Origin of the sequence: Sphingomonas sp. BLCC-B65 (assembly GCF_028550675.1) — a bacterium.
Lineage (GTDB): Bacteria > Actinomycetota > Actinomycetes > Actinomycetales > Microbacteriaceae > Microbacterium.
In genome coordinates this window covers 597605-613230 of the sequence record NZ_JAQQGL010000001.1, presented here as the reverse complement: position 1 = coordinate 613230, position 15626 = coordinate 597605, and the positions used below count along the sequence as shown (strand labels likewise).

Here is a 15626-nt window from a genome sequence, read left to right as displayed (position 1 = left end):
TGTTTGTGGACCGCGTCCAACAATACGCCTCGCTACAGTGGACAGATGTCCTCGGGTCGCCCGCGCGTCACCTCACGCTCCACGATCGCGGAGGCGGCGACAGAGCTCTTTCTCGAACGGGGATTCGCGGAGACGACGATCGCCGCCATCACGCAGCGCGCGGGCGTGAGTCGATCGAGCTTCTTCAACTACTTCTCGTCGAAGTCCGCCGTCCTGTGGGCGGCGCTCGACGACGGCATCCGCCGTGCGGTCGACGCGTTGCGCGCCGGCGCAGCTCCGACGGCTGCCCTGCGGGCGGCGGTGTGCGACATCGAAGCCGACAGCCTCGCACTGGCCATCATCCACGGCGCGGTGATGGGGCTGTCCGATGAGCTCGCCGACGAGCGGGCGATCCGTACGGGGGTCCTCAGTCGCGCCGTGTCCGACAACCTGGTCGCCGCGGGCGCGTCGCGCCTCGAGGCCGACGTGCACGCCGCCGCCCTGTCGGCCGCCGTGTTCGCCGCCGTCTGGGCATGGGCGGCATCCGAGGCTCCCCGCCCGGCGCTGAGCGGATTGGTCGAGCGCGCACTGGCGGCCGCCGCCGCGTCGCAGTGACCGGGGCCACCGGCTCCGCCTCAGCAGCGCAGAGCCGGCGAGGGGCTTCCCGTAGAATCAGGGGATCATGGCGACTTTCGGCACCCTCAGCGATCGGCTGACAGAGACCTTCCGCAACCTTCGCACGAAGGGCAAGCTCAGCCCCGCAGACGTCGACGGCACCGTCCGAGAGATCCGGCGCGCCCTGCTCGATGCGGACGTGGCACTGGTCGTCGTCAAGGAGTTCACGGCGAAGGTTCGCGAGCGTGCTCTCGGCGACGAGGTCAATCGCGCCCTCAACCCTGCCCAGCAGGTCGTGCAGATCGTCAACGAAGAGCTCGTCGCGATTCTGGGTGGTCAGCAGCGTCGTCTGCAGTTCGCGAAGACCCCGCCCACCGTGATCATGTTGGCCGGCCTCCAGGGATCCGGCAAGACCACCTTCGCCGGCAAGCTCGCCCGACAGCTCGAGAAAGACGGGCACACGCCGCTGCTCGTGGCCGCCGACCTCCAGCGTCCGAACGCCGTCAACCAGCTGCAGGTCGTTGCCGAGCGCGCCGGCGCCGCCATCTACGCACCCGAACCGGGCAACGGCGTCGGCGACCCGGTTCGCGTCGCGCGTGACGGCGTCGAGACGGCGCGCCGCCAGCAGCACGATGTCGTGATCATCGACACCGCGGGACGGCTCGGTGTGGATGCCGAGCTCATGAAGCAGGCGGCCGATATCCGCACGGCGACGGATCCCGACGAGGTGCTCTTCGTCATCGACGCGATGATCGGTCAGGACGCCGTGAACACGGCGAAGGCCTTCCAAGACGGTGTCGACTTCACCGGTGTGGTGCTGAGCAAGCTCGACGGCGATGCGCGCGGTGGTGCCGCCCTGTCCGTGGCCTCGGTGACCGGCCGCCCGATCATCTACGCCTCCACGGGCGAGAACCTCGAGGACCTCGAGGCGTTCCATCCTGACCGCATGGCCAGTCGCATCCTCGATCTCGGCGACATCCTGACGCTCATCGAACAGGCGCAGCAGGCCTTCGACGAGGAGGAGGCTCGCAAGGTCGCGGAGAAGCTCGCGACCGAGCAGTTCACCCTCGAAGACTTCCTCGAGCAGCTTCAGCAGATGAAGAAGATGGGCTCGATGAAGAAGATGCTGGGCATGCTTCCCGGCATGGGGCAGATGAAACAGCAGCTCGAGAACTTCGATGACCGCGAGATCGATCGCACCGAAGCGATCATCCGGTCCATGACACCGGGGGAGCGCCGCAACCCCAAGGTCCTGAACGGCTCGCGGCGACTTCGCATCGCCCGTGGATCCGGGATGACCGTCACCGATGTCAACCAGCTGGTGCAGCGTTTCGAACAGGCAGCGAAGATGATGAAGACCGTCGCGCGCGGCGGTGTGCCCAACATCCCCGGCATGGGTCCGATGGGCGGTAAGCCCGGCGCATCCACGAAGCGCGGGAAGCAGAAGTCCCGCGCCGGCTCACGATCGGGCAACCCCGCCAAGCGCGCCGCGGAGAACGCCGGACTGGCCGCTGCCGCCAGCGCCCCGACCGGCTCGGGTTTCGGACTCGGCACCCCCGCGGCGCCGCCGAGCGAGGCCGACCTCGCGGAGATTCAGAAGCTGTTCGGCAAGAGTTGAGCGCTCACAGGACGACGCCCGCATCGTCCAACGCGGCCTCCACGGCGTCGCTGAGCACGATCTGCCCGTCGCTGTTGGGATGCTCCCCGTCCCACTGCAGCAGCTCCGGGCGGCCTCGCAGCGGCTGGCCGAGGGAGACGAAGACGCCGTCGTCATCCGACACGGCGCGCTGGAGGGCCTCACTGGACCAACCGATGGCGTCGGGCTCGTCCCAATCCAGATGCCAGAGCGTGGCGATCCCGATCAGCTGCACGTCGGGCAGCGCGGCCCGCAGCTGGTCGACCGCCGCCCGCGTCGACGCGTCGATCTCGTCCTGCGATGCGCCGCTGTCGTTGTCGGAGGACTGGATGATCACGATCGCGGGACGCAGAGTGATCGCCTGCTGCACGAGACCGGCGTAGTCATCGCCGCAGTCACCGGTGATCGTGAAGCCCGCGCCACTGCAACCGAGGTTCACGATGTCTGCGCCGGTGTCGGCGGCGACCAGAGACGGCCACGCCTGATCGGGGTCGAGACCGAGACCGGCCATGATCGAGTCCCCGATCGTGACGACGACGCCGCTCGGTGCGGGTGCGGGGACTCGCGCGGCGTCGACGGCCGCCGCCGGCACCGAATCCGCGGGCGACGCGGCAACGGGTCGATCCGGTGCCGACACGCCGCATCCCGCCATCGTGAGCACCGCGATGCTGACCACGGCAGCGCTCGTCGCGGTCGTCGGGGCGAACCTGCGGACGGACACGACGTCACTCTACGTCGGACAGGATGTGAAAGCCCTTTGTCGCAGATCTGGTCTCGTCGGGAACACGTCAGCGCACCGGCGCGCGCGCTCGCCCCATCGTCAGGGAAGGCGGGAGGCGAGGTGGTCGTGCAGCGTCGGGCCCGCCCGGAACTCGCGGATCAGATGGTGCACAACGGCGCGAAGGTCTCCGTCGGCGGCATCAGCGACCAGCAGCTGACGCGCCGAACTGCCGCCTTCGTCGAGGATCGTCGCGACGCCGGCGAGCTCGCGCGCGCAGTGCAGGTCGACCGCGACGTCGGCCAAGGCATCGATCGTCTCGCGCAGGTGCTCCGAGACGGGACGCTGCGTGCCGTCACGGTCGACGATGACCCGCGCCTGGGTGCCGTATCGCGCCGCCCGCCACTTGTTCTCCCGGACGAACCACGGCTGCAGCATCGGCAGTTCGCGTCCGGCGTCCAGCTCACGCGAGAAGTGCTCCACGAGAACCTGGACCAGTGCGGCCACCGCTGCCAACTCCGGGAGCGTCGACATGCCGTCGCACGCCCGCACCTCGATCGTGCCCCATTTCGGCGCCGGACGAATGTCCCACCGCACTTCGGTGGCGTCTTCCATGACGCCCGTGCGCACCATGTCATCGAGGTATGCCTCGTACTGCGACCACGCGGTCAGCGGCCACGGCAGCCCGGCGGTGGGGAGTTGTTGGAAGACCAACGCGCGATTGGAGGCGTACCCGGTGCGCTCGCCCGCCCAGAACGGACTCGACGCCGACAGCGCTTGCAGATGCGGCAGGTAGGCCGTGAGGGCACCGATGATCGGGAACACCTTGTTCACGTCCTCCACGCCGACATGGACGTGGATGCCCCAGATCATCATGTTCCGCCCCCACCACTGGGTGCGCTCGATGAGCTTGTGATACCTGGTCTTGTCGGTGACGCCCTGCTCGTACCACTGCGCGAACGGATGACTGCCGGCGCACAGGAGGGCGATGCCGCGGGGGTCGGTCGCGGTGCGGATCTCGGCGATGGCGTCGGCGATGTCGTCGATGACCGCCGCCACGGTGTCGCCGACGCCGCTCGTGACCTCGATGGTGTTGGTCAGCAGCTCGCCCGTGATCGTGTGGCGCTCGAGGGCCGCTCCGCCACCCACCGCAGCCAGGACCTCCGGCGCGCGGGGGACGAGGTCGCCGGTGCGCTCGTCGGCGAGCATCAGCTCCCATTCGACTCCGACGGAGGAACGGCGGGATGTCGCGAAGGGCACCGTCATGGGCACAGTCTGACACGCCTGCGGCGATGGTTCGCGGCATCCGTCCCGATCTGGCAAAATAGGACGCTGGACCGTTCGCTCGACCCTCTATCCGGCGCTCGCTTCCACCCTAGAGCCTCCGCCGGGTGTGCACCCCACAGCCCGAGCGTCGTTCATCACCTCACAACACCATTCAGGAGAATTGTGGCTGTCAAGATTCGTCTCAAGCGCCTCGGCAAGATCCGTGCGCCCTACTACCGCATCGTCGTCGCCGACTCGCGCACCAAGCGCGACGGTCGCGTGATCGAGGAGATCGGCAAGTACCACCCGACCGAGGAGCCCTCGTTCATCGAGGTCGACTCGGAGCGCGCGCAGTACTGGCTCTCGGTCGGCGCGCAGCCCACCGAGCAGGTCGCCGCGCTGCTCAAGCTCACCGGCGACTGGGGCCGCTTCAAGGGTGACGCCGACGCCGTGTCCACCGTGAAGACGGCAGCGACCAAGGAGGAGTTCCAGGTCGACACCGCCAAGAAGTCGGTCATCAAGCCCAAGGCGGAGAAGAAGGCCGAAGAGCCCGCCGCCGAGGCAGCCGAGGTCGAGGCTCCGGCCGAGGCCGAGTCGACCGACGCAGAGTAAGACCGTTGCTCTCCGCCGCGCTCGAGCACCTCGTCAAGGGGATCGTCGATCACCCTGACGAGGTCACCGTCCGTTCGTCCTCGTCGCCGCGTGGCGACGTCCTGGAGGTGCGTGTGCACCCCGATGATCGGGGACGGGTGATCGGGCGCGGCGGACGCACGGCCAAGGCCCTGCGGACGCTCGTGTCCGCCCTCGCCGACGGCACGCGCGTGCGCGTCGATGTCGCGGACGACTGAGATGGCTGCCGCAGGACCCGCGCGAACGCAGCTGCGCGTCGGGCGTCTCGTCAAGGCCCATGGACTGAAGGGCGCCTTCAAGCTCGAGCTCTACACCGACGATCCGGATGGCCGTTTCGTGCCCGGCGCCGTCTTCACGCTGCAGGTGCCGGAGTCCTCACCCTGGCATGGCAAGACGGTCACGGTTCGGGAGTTCCGATGGATGAACTCCCACCCGGTCGTCTTCTTCGAAGATGTCGAGGACCGCACGGCCGCCGAGAGCATGGTGCGCGCGATCCTGTGGGTCGATCAGGACGAGAACCCCTCCCAGGAGGAGGACGCCTGGTACGACCACCAGCTCGTGGGTCTCACTGTGCTTCGTGACGGGGCCGATGTCGGACGTGTCGTCCGTGTCGACCACCTGCCCGCGCAGGACCTTCTCGTCGTGCGCACGCACGACACGGATGCCGAGATCCTCGTGCCCTTCGTCTCCGCCATCGTGCCGGAGGTCGACGTCGCCGCCGGCACCGTCACCGTCACACCACCGTCCGGCCTCTTCGAGGAGCTGCCCGGCGAGGACGATCGCGAACCGGCGACGTCCGGCGAGGACGACGACGAGGCGGATGCCGCGGCGGCCGATCCCGAGGTCTGACGTGCGGATCGACGTCGTCACGATCTTTCCCGCGTTCTTCGACGTCCTGGAAGTCTCTCTTCTCGGACGGGCCCGCGGAGCGGGCATCCTCGACGTCCGCGTCCACGATCTGCGGGACTACACCCAGGATCGCCACCGCACGGTCGACGACACGCCGTACGGCGGCGGCGCAGGCATGGTGATGAAGCCCGAGCCCTGGGGCCAGGCATTGGACGCCATCGCGGCCGACGCTGCCGGGCCGCTCCGCTTCGTCTTCCCTTCGCCCGCCGGCGCCGTCTTCACGCAGGGGACGGCACGGAACTGGGCAACCGGCGGAGAGCATCTCGTCTTCGGATGCGGCCGCTACGAAGGCATCGACGAGCGCGTGTTCTCCTACGCGGCGACGTTGGGACAGGTCAGTCTGACCAGCATCGGCGACTATGTCCTCAACGGCGGCGAGGTGGCCGCGATGGCGATGATCGAGGCCGTGGGCCGTTTGATTCCCGGCGTCGTCGGCAATCCCGAGAGCCTCGTCGAAGAGTCTCACGAAGACGGCCTGCTCGAGTACCCCTCCTTCACGAAGCCCGCGGCGTGGCGGGGCTACGACGTACCCGACGTGCTGCTGTCGGGTCATCACGGCCGCGTCTCGCAGTGGCGTCGAGAGCAGCAGCTCGAGCGCACACGGGAGCGACGGCCCGATCTTCTCCCGTAATAGTCGGCGCGCCGGGCAGGAACTCGGCGCCGGCGCCTCAGTCGACGCCGAGGAACGAGCGATCGGTGAGGATGACGGGACCGTCGTCGGTGATCGCGACGGTGTGCTCGGCGTGAGCGCCGCGTGAACCGTCGGCGCTGCGCAGCGTCCAGCCGTCCGGGTCGGTGACGAGCTTGTCCGTCGTCTGCAGGAACCAGGGTTCGAGAGCCAGCACGAGACCGGCGCGCAGGGGGTAGCCGCGCCCGGGCTTGCCGTCGTTCGGGACGTGCGGGTCGCCATGCATCGTGCGTCCGACACCGTGACCGCCGAAGTCGGTGTTGATCGTGTACCCGTCGGCGTGCGCGACCTCGGCGATGGCGTGCGAGATATCGCCGATCCGCCCTGCCGTCGTTGCGACGCTGATCGCCGCATCCAAGGCGCGCTGCGTCGTGTCGATGAGAGCGAGGTCTTCGTCGCGCGGCGTCCCGACGATGAAGGAGACCGCCGAGTCGGCGACCCAGCCGTCGACGGCGACGGCGAAGTCCAGGGTCACGAGGTCGCCGTCCTGGAGGGCGTAGTCATGCGGCAGACCGTGCAGGACGGCGTCGTTGACTGACGTGCAGATGACCTTCCCGAACGGACTCGCGCCGAACGAGGGGTGGTAGTCGATGTAGCACGATTCAGCGCCTGCCCGCCGGATCAGGTCGTGCGCACGGCGATCGATGGTCAGCAGATTGGTGCCCACCTTCGTCTCGTCCCGCAGCGTCGCCAGAGTCTCTGCGACGAATCGCCCCGCGGGACGCATCGCCTCGAGCTCGGCGGGAGTGCGCAGTTCGATCATCGTGATCCTTTCGTCAGGATCCATTCTGTCTGACCGGCGTAGCATCGAAGGTATGTGGCTGCGTCAGACGTTCTTCCGGTGGCTGATTCCGGCGGCGTTCGTGCTGCCGTTGTGGCTCGTCGTCGGCTGGATCGTCTTCGGCGCAAGTCCCTGGGCGCTGCTGTGGGTTCTGCTGTCGGCGCCGATCGTCTTCGTCTGGCAGCTGGTGCTCGCTCTGCTCGTGCGCGCCCGCGGAACCGTCCGCGCCGAACGTGCCGTCTCGTGGACGGATGCCGGCCTCATCGGAGCTTGGCATGTGCTCGTCGTCGCGCTGGGCGTCTTCGACGGTCGGTGGTGGTGGCCCGCGCTGGCCGTGACCATCGTCCTCGGTGTCGTCGCACTGTCGTCGGCGCTGCGGCAGCTGTGGCGCGAGACGGGGCCGCGCGTCTCGATCCTGCGCACTGCCAGCGGGGTCGGCTACGTGCCGCCCGCGCGCCCTGAGCACACGGGCGGGTCGAATCCCGAGGAGATCATCGTCATCCGCGAGAACACGCCGCCCGGATCGTGAGACGCCGGTTTTGATGCGCTCGTCATCCATGGCAGAATGGCTGTTTGTGCCCTGAACAGGCTCTGCCTCAGGGGAGTACGGCGCCGGCAACGGATGCCTCGGGCACACGATACCTTTCCCAATCCCCATCTCGCGATCGACCTGTGGCGGTCGCAGGAAGTGACGATCATGCAGATTCTCGACGCCGTCGATGCGGCTTCGCTGCGCAGCGACATCCCCGTCTTCGCCCCCGGCGACACCGTCAAGGTGCACGTCAACATCACCGAGGGCAACCGTTCCCGTATCCAGGTCTTCCAGGGCGTCGTCATCGGCCGCTCGGGAGACGGCGTTCGCGAGACCTTCACGGTCCGCAAGATCAGCTTCCAGGTGGGTGTGGAGCGCACGTTCCCGGTGCACAGCCCGACGATCGACCACATCGAGGTCGTCACCCGTGGCGACGTCCGCCGCGCGAAGCTCTACTACCTGCGGAACCTCCGCGGCAAGAAGGCCAAGATCAAGGAGAAGCGCGACCGCTGACGCGCTCTCGCCTCGGATGCCCCGGACCCTGCGGTCCGGGGCATCTGTCGTCCGCACGCCACGGCGCATCCCGTCGGATGCGCGCTGCGCACAGCCGGCATGTGCGACCCTTGAGAGACGGCACAGACGGGTGCCGGGACCGAAGAAAGACAGGCATGAGCTCGGACAACACAACGGCCCCGGATACGGTGCTTCCCTCCCGTCAGCGCCGACGCCGCGGCGTCTGGCTGCTTCTGCGCGACGTGCTGGTGATCGTGGTGATCGCGGTGGTCGTCTCGTTCGTCATCAAGACCTTCCTGGTGCGCTCCTTCTACATTCCTTCGGGCTCGATGGAACAGACGCTGCTCATCAAGGACAGGATCCTCGTCGACGAGCTCACGCCGCATTTCGGGGGGTACCAGCGCGGTGACGTCGTCGTCTTCCGCGATCCCGGCGGATGGCTGCCGCCGGCGCCGGCGACCCCCGCCCAGCCGCCCCTGGCCCAGGCCGCCGATTGGCTGCTCTCACTCGTCGGCATCACAGCCTCGGACAGCGATGAGCACCTCATCAAGCGGATCATCGGCGTGGGCGGCGATCACGTCGTCTGCTGCAACGCGATCGGTCAGGTCACGGTCAACGGGACACCGATCGATGAGACCCCCTACCTGAATCTGTCTCCCGGCCAGAGCGCGCCGCGGCCGGTACCGTTCGATGTCGTCGTACCGCAGAACTCGCTCTGGGTGATGGGCGACAACCGCGACCACTCCCGCGACTCGCGCTACAACATGGATCAGCCCAACAAGGGGTTCGTGCCGTTGGGCAACGTCGTCGGGCGCGCTTTTCTCATCACCTGGCCGTTCGACCGCTTCGGCACCATCGACGGGCACCATGCCGTCTTCGCGGGGGTGCCGGCCCCCGGCGCCGGATGAGTGTCATCACGCCGCGGCTGACCGTCGAGCGGCGCCTGCTGCGTGAACATCCGATCGTCATCGCATGCGATGAGGTGGGGCGGGGCGCCCTTGCGGGTCCTGTCGCGGTCGGCGCGGCGGCGATCGGAGCTGCGGGTGTCCGGCGGCGGATCCCGGAGGGGCTGCGGGACTCGAAGCTCGTCGCCGCGCATCATCGGCACGCCGTCGCCGCGCGAGCGGCCGCCTGGGTCGACGCGTCTGCGGTCGGCTGGGCGAGTTCCGCAGAGATCGACGAGGTCGGGATCATGCGTGCGCTCGGGCTCGCGGCGTTGCGCGCCCTCGCGGATCTGCGCGCGCAGGGGTGCGTTCCCGACGAGGCGATCGTCATTCTCGACGGCAACCACGACTACATCACCGCGGCGGGCGGCACGAATCTGCGCGTCCAGCCGATCGTCAAGGCCGACCGCGACTGTGCGTCGGCCGCGGCCGCCTCGGTCGTGGCGAAGGTTGCGCGCGACGACCTGATGATGCGCCTGCACGACGAGCACCCCGTGTATCTGTGGGAGCGCAACAAGGGCTACGCCAGCCTCGAGCACCGCAGCGCGATCCGTTCGCACGGTCTCAGCCCCCACCATCGGGCGTCCTGGGCGATCGCCGACGCTCCCACGTTGTTCTGAGCGGATGCCGCGGCATCCGCTCCGCTGCTCCGCCCGCATAGGATGGGATCACCATGGACGACGAGGGCTTTGACGACTACGACCGCGAACTCGAGCTGGCGCTGTACAAGGAGTATCGCGATGTCGTCTCGCAGTTCGCGTACGTGATCGAGACCGAGCGACGCTTCTATCTCGCGAACGACGTGAATGTCGTGCGCCGCGACACCGAGCACGACTTCTACTTCGAGATCTCGATGACCGACGTCTGGGTGTGGGACATCTATCGCGCGGATCGTTTCGTGAAGTCGGTGCGCGTGCTCACCTTCAAGGACGTCAATGTCGAGGAGATGCAGCGCCGGGACTTCCAGCTTCCCGACGAGCTCGCTCTCGACTCCTGACCCGCGCGTCCCTCAGATCGCCTCCTCCTCCCCACTCCTGCCTTGTGCGGGAATGTCCACCGAACGCCTGAGATCCCGAGGTGCGCGGCGGACGGGCCGGCACGCTTGTTCCCATGGCAGCCAAGGATGAACGCGGACGGTCGGGCGAAGCGCGAGCGGCGCAGTACCTGAGCGATGCCGGGTACACGATCCTCGCGCGCAACTGGCGTTGCGCTGTCGGAGAGATCGACATCGTTGCTCTGCGCGACGACGAGGTGGTCATCGTCGAGGTGAAGTCCCGACGCTCCGACTCGTACGGCCATCCGTTCGAAGCCGTCGATGCGCGAAAGCGCGCGCGACTGTGGCGTCTGGCGACCACGTGGGCAGCCGTGCACCCCGCCGCCCGCGGTCGTCGCCTGCGCGTGGACGTCATCGGCGTCACCGGCCGCGACGCGACGACTGCGCGTATCGAGCATCTCGAGGATGTCCGATGACGGTGGGCAGGACCTGGGGGGTCGTGTTGACGGGGCTCCGCGGTGATCTGGTCGAGGTCGAGGCCGACCTGTCCAGCCAGACACCGGCATTCGTGATCATCGGGCTCGCCGACAAGGCGATCGCCGAGGCGCATCAGCGGGTGCACAACGCCTGCGCCAACAGTGAGCTGCCGCTGCCGCGGCGAAAGCTCACCGTCAACCTGTCGCCGGCCAACCTTCCCAAGCAGGGCTCCGCGCTCGACGTGGCGATCGCGGTTGCTGCACTCGCCACTGAGCACGATCTCGATCGCGCCTCGCTCGCACAGACGGCCCACATCGGCGAACTCGGACTCGACGGTCGACTGCGGCCCGTCGCCGGGGTACTGCCGGCGGTCGCGGCCGCTGCCCGGGTGGGCATCCGCAGGGCCGTGGTGCCGTTCGCCAACCGAGAGGAGGCTGCGCTCGTGGAGGGCGTCGAGGTGCTGGGCGCCGTCTGCCTCCGCGATGTGGCACGCTGGCACGGCCTCGATGTCGACGAGGTGTCGCTCGAACCCGTTCCGCACCCGGGGGTGGGAAGCGCGCCGTCTTCCGCCGCCGTCCCCGATCTGTCCGACGTGATCGGGCAGGCCGACGCGGTCGACGCGCTGACAGTCGCGGCAGCGGGTGGGCACCACGTTCTCATGAGCGGTCCGCCCGGTGCGGGCAAGACGATGCTCGCGCGGCGGCTGCCCGGTATTCTGCCCGGTCTCGATGACGACGATGCCGTGCAGGCGGCGTCGTTGCGCTCGCTGGCGGGGGAGCGGGTCGACACGCTGAGTCGGACGCCTCCTTTCGAGGCGCCCCATCACAGCGCCAGCGCGACGGCGCTGATCGGAGGTGGAAGTCGCACCGTGCGGCCGGGCGCCATCGCCCGCGCGAGCGGGGGAGTCCTCTTCCTCGACGAGGCTGGCGAGTTCGCCCCGCACGCGCTGGACGCGCTGCGTCAGCCTCTGGAGTCGGGACTGATCGAGATCCACCGTGCCGGCTTTCGTGCAGTCTTTCCGGCACGTTTTCAACTGGTGCTCGCGACGAACCCGTGCCCGTGCGGCAACTACGGCGTACCGGCCGCCGAATGCACGTGTCCGTCTCTGGCGATCCGGCGCTACCTCGGAAAGCTGTCGGGTCCGCTCCGTGACCGCATCGACATCGAACTCGGGCTGCGGCGGGTCTCGAGCGCGCAGAGCGCGACGTCGACCGCAGTCACCTCGTCGGCGCAGGTCCGGGAGCAGGTCGGTAGCGCTCGTGAGCGCGCCCGCCACCGTCTGCGCTCGACCCCCTGGCGCACGAACGCACAAGTCTCCGGTCCCTGGCTGCGCAACGGCCCCCTGGCCGCGGATCCCGACATCCGCCGGCCCCTGGATGCCGCGCTGCACCGCGGCGCGCTGACCTTACGAGGCTACGACCGTGTATTGCGCGTGGCGTGGTCGGTCGCAGATCTCGCCGGTCACGATCGGCTGCGCGCCGCTGATATCGGGCGCGCGCTCTACCTCAAGAAGGGTGTGGAGGCATGAGCATCAGGCCCGAAGCCGACGCCGCTCGTGCGGCTCTTGCCGGCCTCGTCGGCGACGGACTGTCCGACGAGAAGATTTGCGCCGCGTCGGCAGCGGCGATCTGGTCGACGCTGGTCGAGCCGGGCGACGGCACGGCGGGTGCGCTGATCGCGCAATACGGTGCGGTCGAAGCGCTGCAGCGTGTCGAGGTCGACAGCACGTCGGCACTCGCCCGCGGCGCGGGGCTCACCGAGCAAGACGTCAGCGCGGCGCGAGCCCGTTGGCTGCCCCGACGCGGTGACGTCGACCGCGCCTTGGCAGCCGCACGTCGAGCGGGAGCTCGACTCCTCATGCCGGGCGAGGACGTCTGGCCGCGCGCGCTCGACGACCTCGGAGTGCATGCACCCGTGTGCCTGTGGGCGCGCGGTGACGCCGACGCGCTCTCGGGCCCCGCCGCTCTCGCGCTCGTCGGCGCCCGCGCCGCAACGGCATACGGCACGCAGGTCGTGACAGAGCTCGCCGCGGAGGCGGCGACAGCCGGAGTGGTCGTCGTCTCCGGCGCGGCCTACGGCATCGACGCTGCGGCGCACCGGGGGGCACTGCGAGCCGACGGCACGACAGTCGCTGTCCTGGCTGGCGGCGTCGACCGCCCCTACCCTTCGGGTCACGACGAGCTGATCTCGGCGATCGTGCGGACGGGAGTCGTTCTGGCCGAGGTCCCGTGCGGCACGGCCCCGACCAAGTGGCGCTTCCTCGCGCGCAACAGGATGATCGCGGCGCTGGCGGGCGCGACGATCGTCGTCGAAGCTGCCCACCGCAGCGGTGCGCTGAACACCGCCCACCACGCCGCTGCACTCGGACGCGCCCTCGGCGCCGTTCCGGGGCCCGTCACCAGCGCCGCATCGGCCGGCTGTCATCGGCTTCTGCGCGACGCGGACGCCGTGTGCATCACCTCCGCCGCTGATGCCTGGGAGCTGCTCGGAATCCTGGGCGGCCCCGGCGGCGAACCCGGTGCTGACCATGGGGAGCGCATCGACGAGCGCACCAGAGTGCTCGACGCGCTGAGCGGACGCCGCGCACGGGCGACCGCGGAGATCGCACGCCTTTCGGGGCTCTCCGCAGCAGAAACCAGCAGCGTCCTCGGGCTGCTCGACCTGGATGGACGTGTCGAGCGCCTCCCGGACGGGTGGCGACGGCGGTCGGGGCCTGGAGCCGTGCGACTGTGGTGATGCCTTCCCCGTGGGAACCTCGTGTCGGCGAAGGGCGTCGTCGTCGGTGCGCCGTCTCCCATGCTGTCGTCGTGCGCGAGATGCTGTTGCGGTGAGACTCTCCGACGCCGCCGACGCGTATGCGCGCGAGCTCTCGGACGTGCGCCGACTGTCCCCGGCCACCGTGCGCGCGTACAGCGCGGACCTGCGCGATCTCCTCGCGGTGATCGGTGACCGCGAGCTGGCCGATGTCGATCTCGAACATCTGCGGGAGTGGCTGTGGGTGGCAACGCGTCGCGGCGATGCGCGGTCGACGCTGGCGCGGCGAACGGCGGCCGTCCGCGGATTCTTCGCGTGGGCTCGGCAGACGGAGCGCATCGGCGCCGATCCGTCGCTGCGTCTGGTGGCGCCGCGACGCGGGCGGCCGTTGCCGAAGGTGGCGACGGCACCGGCGATGGCCGCCGTTCTCCGGGACGCCGAGGTGCGCGCTGACGGCGGCGATGCCCTTGCGCTGCGGGATGCGGCGCTCGTCGAACTGCTCTACGCCTCCGCTCTTCGCGTGTCCGAGCTCTGCGGAGCGGATGTCGACGACATCGACCGCGACCGCCGCACGGTCCGCGTCGTCGGGAAGGGCAGAAAGGAGCGTGTGGTGCCGTACGGTTCTCCCGCCGCCCACGCACTCGACGCCTATCTGGCGCGCGGACGACCCGCGCTGGCGGCCCGCGGTTCCGGCACGCCGGCGCTGTTCGTCGGAGCTCGCGGCGCGCGACTCGGTGCCCGCTCCGCCTATGACGTGGTCGCACGCGTCGTTGCTCCCGCGGTCGGACAAAGCGTGGGGCCCCACACGCTGCGCCACTCGGCCGCCACGCATCTGCTCGACGGGGGAGCCGACCTCCGCACGGTGCAGGAGATGCTCGGACACGCCAGTCTCGGGACGACCCAGATCTACACGCACGTGTCGGCGGAGCGACTGGCCGCGGCGTACCGCCTCGCTCATCCACGCGCGTAGACGGAGCACTACCCTGCTCTCATGAAGATTCGCGTGCTCGCCGTCGCTGCCGCCGTCATCGCCGCGTCTCTTCTCGCCGGCTGTGCAGGCGAGGGCGCGCCCCGACGCACCGTCGTCCCGACCCCGGACGCCACCTCCGCCTCCACCCCCGACGCCACCTCCACCCCGACGCAGCCGGCGTCGGACCCGGACACCGGGGCACCGACCAGTGCCGTCTCGACCACCCCGGTCGCGTGCACGAACGGACTCGCCACCGTCGCTGGCGCCGCGGGACGGTACGCGCTGTCCGGAGACTGCGCGGCGGTGACGATCGCCGGCAATGACCTCTCCCTGCAGGTCGACGGATCGATCGGAACGATGACGCTCCAGGGAGACCGCAGTCATGTCACCGGTGGGGCCGACGTGTCGACCATGGTCGTCGAAGGTCAGGACAATTCCCTCGCCATCGCGAAGGTCGACGACCTCACGATCCGCGGGCAGCGCAACAGCATCACCAGCACCACGGATCTGCCGCGCCTGCAGATCGCGGGAAGCGGCAATACGGTCGCCGCCGCCGGTGTGGGCAGCGCCGAGGTCAGCGGAACCGGCAACACCTATCCCGGGTCCTGACCGACCTCGCAGCACGGTAGCAGCACCGCTCGCGGCAGCCCGCCCAGCAACCGGAGCGGATTGAGATAGACGTCGTCGCGGCGGGCTCCCAGATGCAGGTCACCGGGCGTCGTGTGACCACCCAGCCCCACGGTGCCCACCCACTCGCCGCGTTGCACCCGCGCTCCCACCGGCACGCCGGCGTGCACGGGCTCCATCGTCGATACCAGTCCATTGCCGTGGTCGATCGTGATCAGCGGGCGATCGACCACCACCCCGGCGAAGGCGACGATCCCGTCGTCGGGTGCCCGCACGTCCGCGCCCACGTCGCTGGACAGATCGATGCCTCGGTGTCCGGGTCCGTAGGCATGGGCGGGCGCACGGTAGGCCACCGTGATGAGCGGCGGCGAGACCGGCCACCCCCACCGACCGCGCATGTCGTCGGAGGCATCCGCCACGACCAATGCGCCCTGCCCTCCGCTGCCGGCGGCAGCGGAGGCACCGCAGACGAGGCCGAGGCTCACCGCCAGCACCGCGATACTCGCCGCGCCGACGCGCCTGGCCACATCACCCCGTCGGTGCCCGTTCATCCCTTCAGCCTCCGCGCCGACGCCGACGGACCTCGACAGCCA

20 protein-coding genes are annotated in these 15626 nt (G+C 69.4%); 16 read left to right on the top strand and 4 right to left on the bottom strand.

Features of this window, described 5'->3' with window-relative positions:
* Positions 1-45: 45 nt before the first annotated feature.
* Both PP359_RS03025 and ffh read left to right on the top strand, forming a co-directional pair.
* Positions 46-594 carry a TetR/AcrR family transcriptional regulator gene (locus PP359_RS03025; RefSeq protein ID WP_347417266.1) on the top strand — a complete coding sequence of 183 codons (549 nt, stop codon included), beginning with the start codon at positions 46-48 and terminating at the stop codon, positions 592-594.
* Between the two features lie 67 nt (positions 595-661).
* Positions 662-2212 (top strand): signal recognition particle protein, encoded by a 1551-nt coding sequence (gene ffh / locus PP359_RS03020; protein WP_112931392.1) that lies wholly within the window; start codon positions 662-664, stop codon positions 2210-2212.
* Between the two features lie 4 nt (positions 2213-2216).
* Here ffh and PP359_RS03015 read toward each other — a convergent pair whose 3' ends face one another.
* On the bottom strand, positions 2217-2951 hold the full coding sequence (locus PP359_RS03015; protein ID WP_499249877.1) for an SGNH/GDSL hydrolase family protein: 735 nt from the start codon (positions 2949-2951) through the stop codon (positions 2217-2219).
* 99 nt (positions 2952-3050) lie between these two features.
* A complete protein-coding gene (locus tag PP359_RS03010) occupies positions 3051-4214 on the bottom strand; it encodes a glutamate--cysteine ligase (RefSeq protein ID WP_347417268.1) in 1164 nt (387 codons plus the stop codon).
* Positions 4215-4397: 183 nt separating this feature from the next.
* Between PP359_RS03010 and rpsP the strand changes: the two genes are divergently transcribed.
* Genes rpsP through trmD form a run of 4 tightly spaced genes read left to right on the top strand, consistent with a single transcriptional unit; the run spans position 4398 to position 6384 of the window.
* The gene (gene rpsP / locus PP359_RS03005; RefSeq protein WP_036317112.1) at positions 4398-4826 is read left to right on the top strand and encodes a 30S ribosomal protein S16; all 429 of its coding nucleotides are present in this window, start codon (positions 4398-4400) and stop codon (positions 4824-4826) included.
* Between the two features lie 5 nt (positions 4827-4831).
* The gene (locus PP359_RS03000; RefSeq protein WP_036317111.1) at positions 4832-5062 is read left to right on the top strand and encodes an RNA-binding protein; all 231 of its coding nucleotides are present in this window, start codon (positions 4832-4834) and stop codon (positions 5060-5062) included.
* Between the two features lies 1 nt (position 5063).
* Positions 5064-5693 carry a ribosome maturation factor RimM gene (rimM, locus tag PP359_RS02995; protein WP_036317109.1) on the top strand — a complete coding sequence of 210 codons (630 nt, stop codon included), beginning with the start codon at positions 5064-5066 and terminating at the stop codon, positions 5691-5693.
* Position 5694: 1 nt separating this feature from the next.
* On the top strand, positions 5695-6384 hold the full coding sequence (trmD, locus tag PP359_RS02990) for a tRNA (guanosine(37)-N1)-methyltransferase TrmD (protein ID WP_112931396.1): 690 nt from the start codon (positions 5695-5697) through the stop codon (positions 6382-6384).
* 37 nt (positions 6385-6421) lie between these two features.
* Here trmD and map read toward each other — a convergent pair whose 3' ends face one another.
* Complete coding sequence (gene map, locus PP359_RS02985) at positions 6422-7204, bottom strand: type I methionyl aminopeptidase (protein WP_036317104.1); 783 nt, start codon at positions 7202-7204, stop codon at positions 6422-6424.
* Between the two features lie 52 nt (positions 7205-7256).
* On the opposite strand from map, the gene PP359_RS02980 reads away from it, so the two are divergent.
* From PP359_RS02980 to PP359_RS02935, 10 genes are all read left to right on the top strand, one after another.
* On the top strand, positions 7257-7751 hold the full coding sequence (locus tag PP359_RS02980; RefSeq protein ID WP_039416884.1) for a hypothetical protein: 495 nt from the start codon (positions 7257-7259) through the stop codon (positions 7749-7751).
* A 168-nt stretch (positions 7752-7919) separates the two neighbouring features.
* Entirely contained in the window at positions 7920-8267 is a 348-nt protein-coding gene (gene rplS / locus PP359_RS02975) for a 50S ribosomal protein L19 (RefSeq protein WP_036317132.1), read from the top strand.
* 155 nt (positions 8268-8422) lie between these two features.
* Positions 8423-9175: a signal peptidase I gene (gene lepB / locus PP359_RS02970; RefSeq protein WP_135949136.1), complete on the top strand. Its 753-nt coding sequence runs from the start codon at positions 8423-8425 to the stop codon at positions 9173-9175.
* Positions 9172-9831: a ribonuclease HII gene (gene rnhB, locus PP359_RS02965; protein WP_036316629.1), complete on the top strand. Its 660-nt coding sequence runs from the start codon at positions 9172-9174 to the stop codon at positions 9829-9831. Before lepB ends, rnhB begins: the two co-directional genes overlap by 4 nt.
* 53 nt (positions 9832-9884) lie before the next feature.
* Entirely contained in the window at positions 9885-10208 is a 324-nt protein-coding gene (locus PP359_RS02960; protein WP_005050243.1) for a DUF2469 family protein, read from the top strand.
* 113 nt (positions 10209-10321) lie between these two features.
* Entirely contained in the window at positions 10322-10681 is a 360-nt protein-coding gene (locus PP359_RS02955) for a YraN family protein (protein ID WP_378793480.1), read from the top strand.
* On the top strand, positions 10678-12210 hold the full coding sequence (locus tag PP359_RS02950) for a YifB family Mg chelatase-like AAA ATPase (RefSeq protein WP_135949138.1): 1533 nt from the start codon (positions 10678-10680) through the stop codon (positions 12208-12210). The genes PP359_RS02955 and PP359_RS02950 overlap by 4 nt, the downstream gene beginning before the upstream one ends.
* Positions 12207-13418, top strand: coding sequence for a DNA-processing protein DprA (dprA, locus tag PP359_RS02945; protein WP_499249876.1), 1212 nt, complete (start codon positions 12207-12209; stop codon positions 13416-13418). Before PP359_RS02950 ends, dprA begins: the two co-directional genes overlap by 4 nt.
* Before the next feature lie 91 nt (positions 13419-13509).
* Entirely contained in the window at positions 13510-14406 is an 897-nt protein-coding gene (locus tag PP359_RS02940; RefSeq protein ID WP_036316638.1) for a tyrosine-type recombinase/integrase, read from the top strand.
* A 21-nt stretch (positions 14407-14427) separates the two neighbouring features.
* Positions 14428-15015: a hypothetical protein gene (locus tag PP359_RS02935; RefSeq protein ID WP_294944174.1), complete on the top strand. Its 588-nt coding sequence runs from the start codon at positions 14428-14430 to the stop codon at positions 15013-15015.
* On the opposite strand, the gene PP359_RS02930 is transcribed toward PP359_RS02935, so the two are convergent.
* Positions 15000-15584, bottom strand: a complete 585-nt coding sequence (locus PP359_RS02930; RefSeq protein ID WP_244295648.1) for a murein hydrolase activator EnvC family protein — start codon at positions 15582-15584, stop codon at positions 15000-15002. The genes PP359_RS02935 and PP359_RS02930 overlap by 16 nt on opposite strands.
* Between the last annotated feature and the right edge of the window lie 42 nt (positions 15585-15626).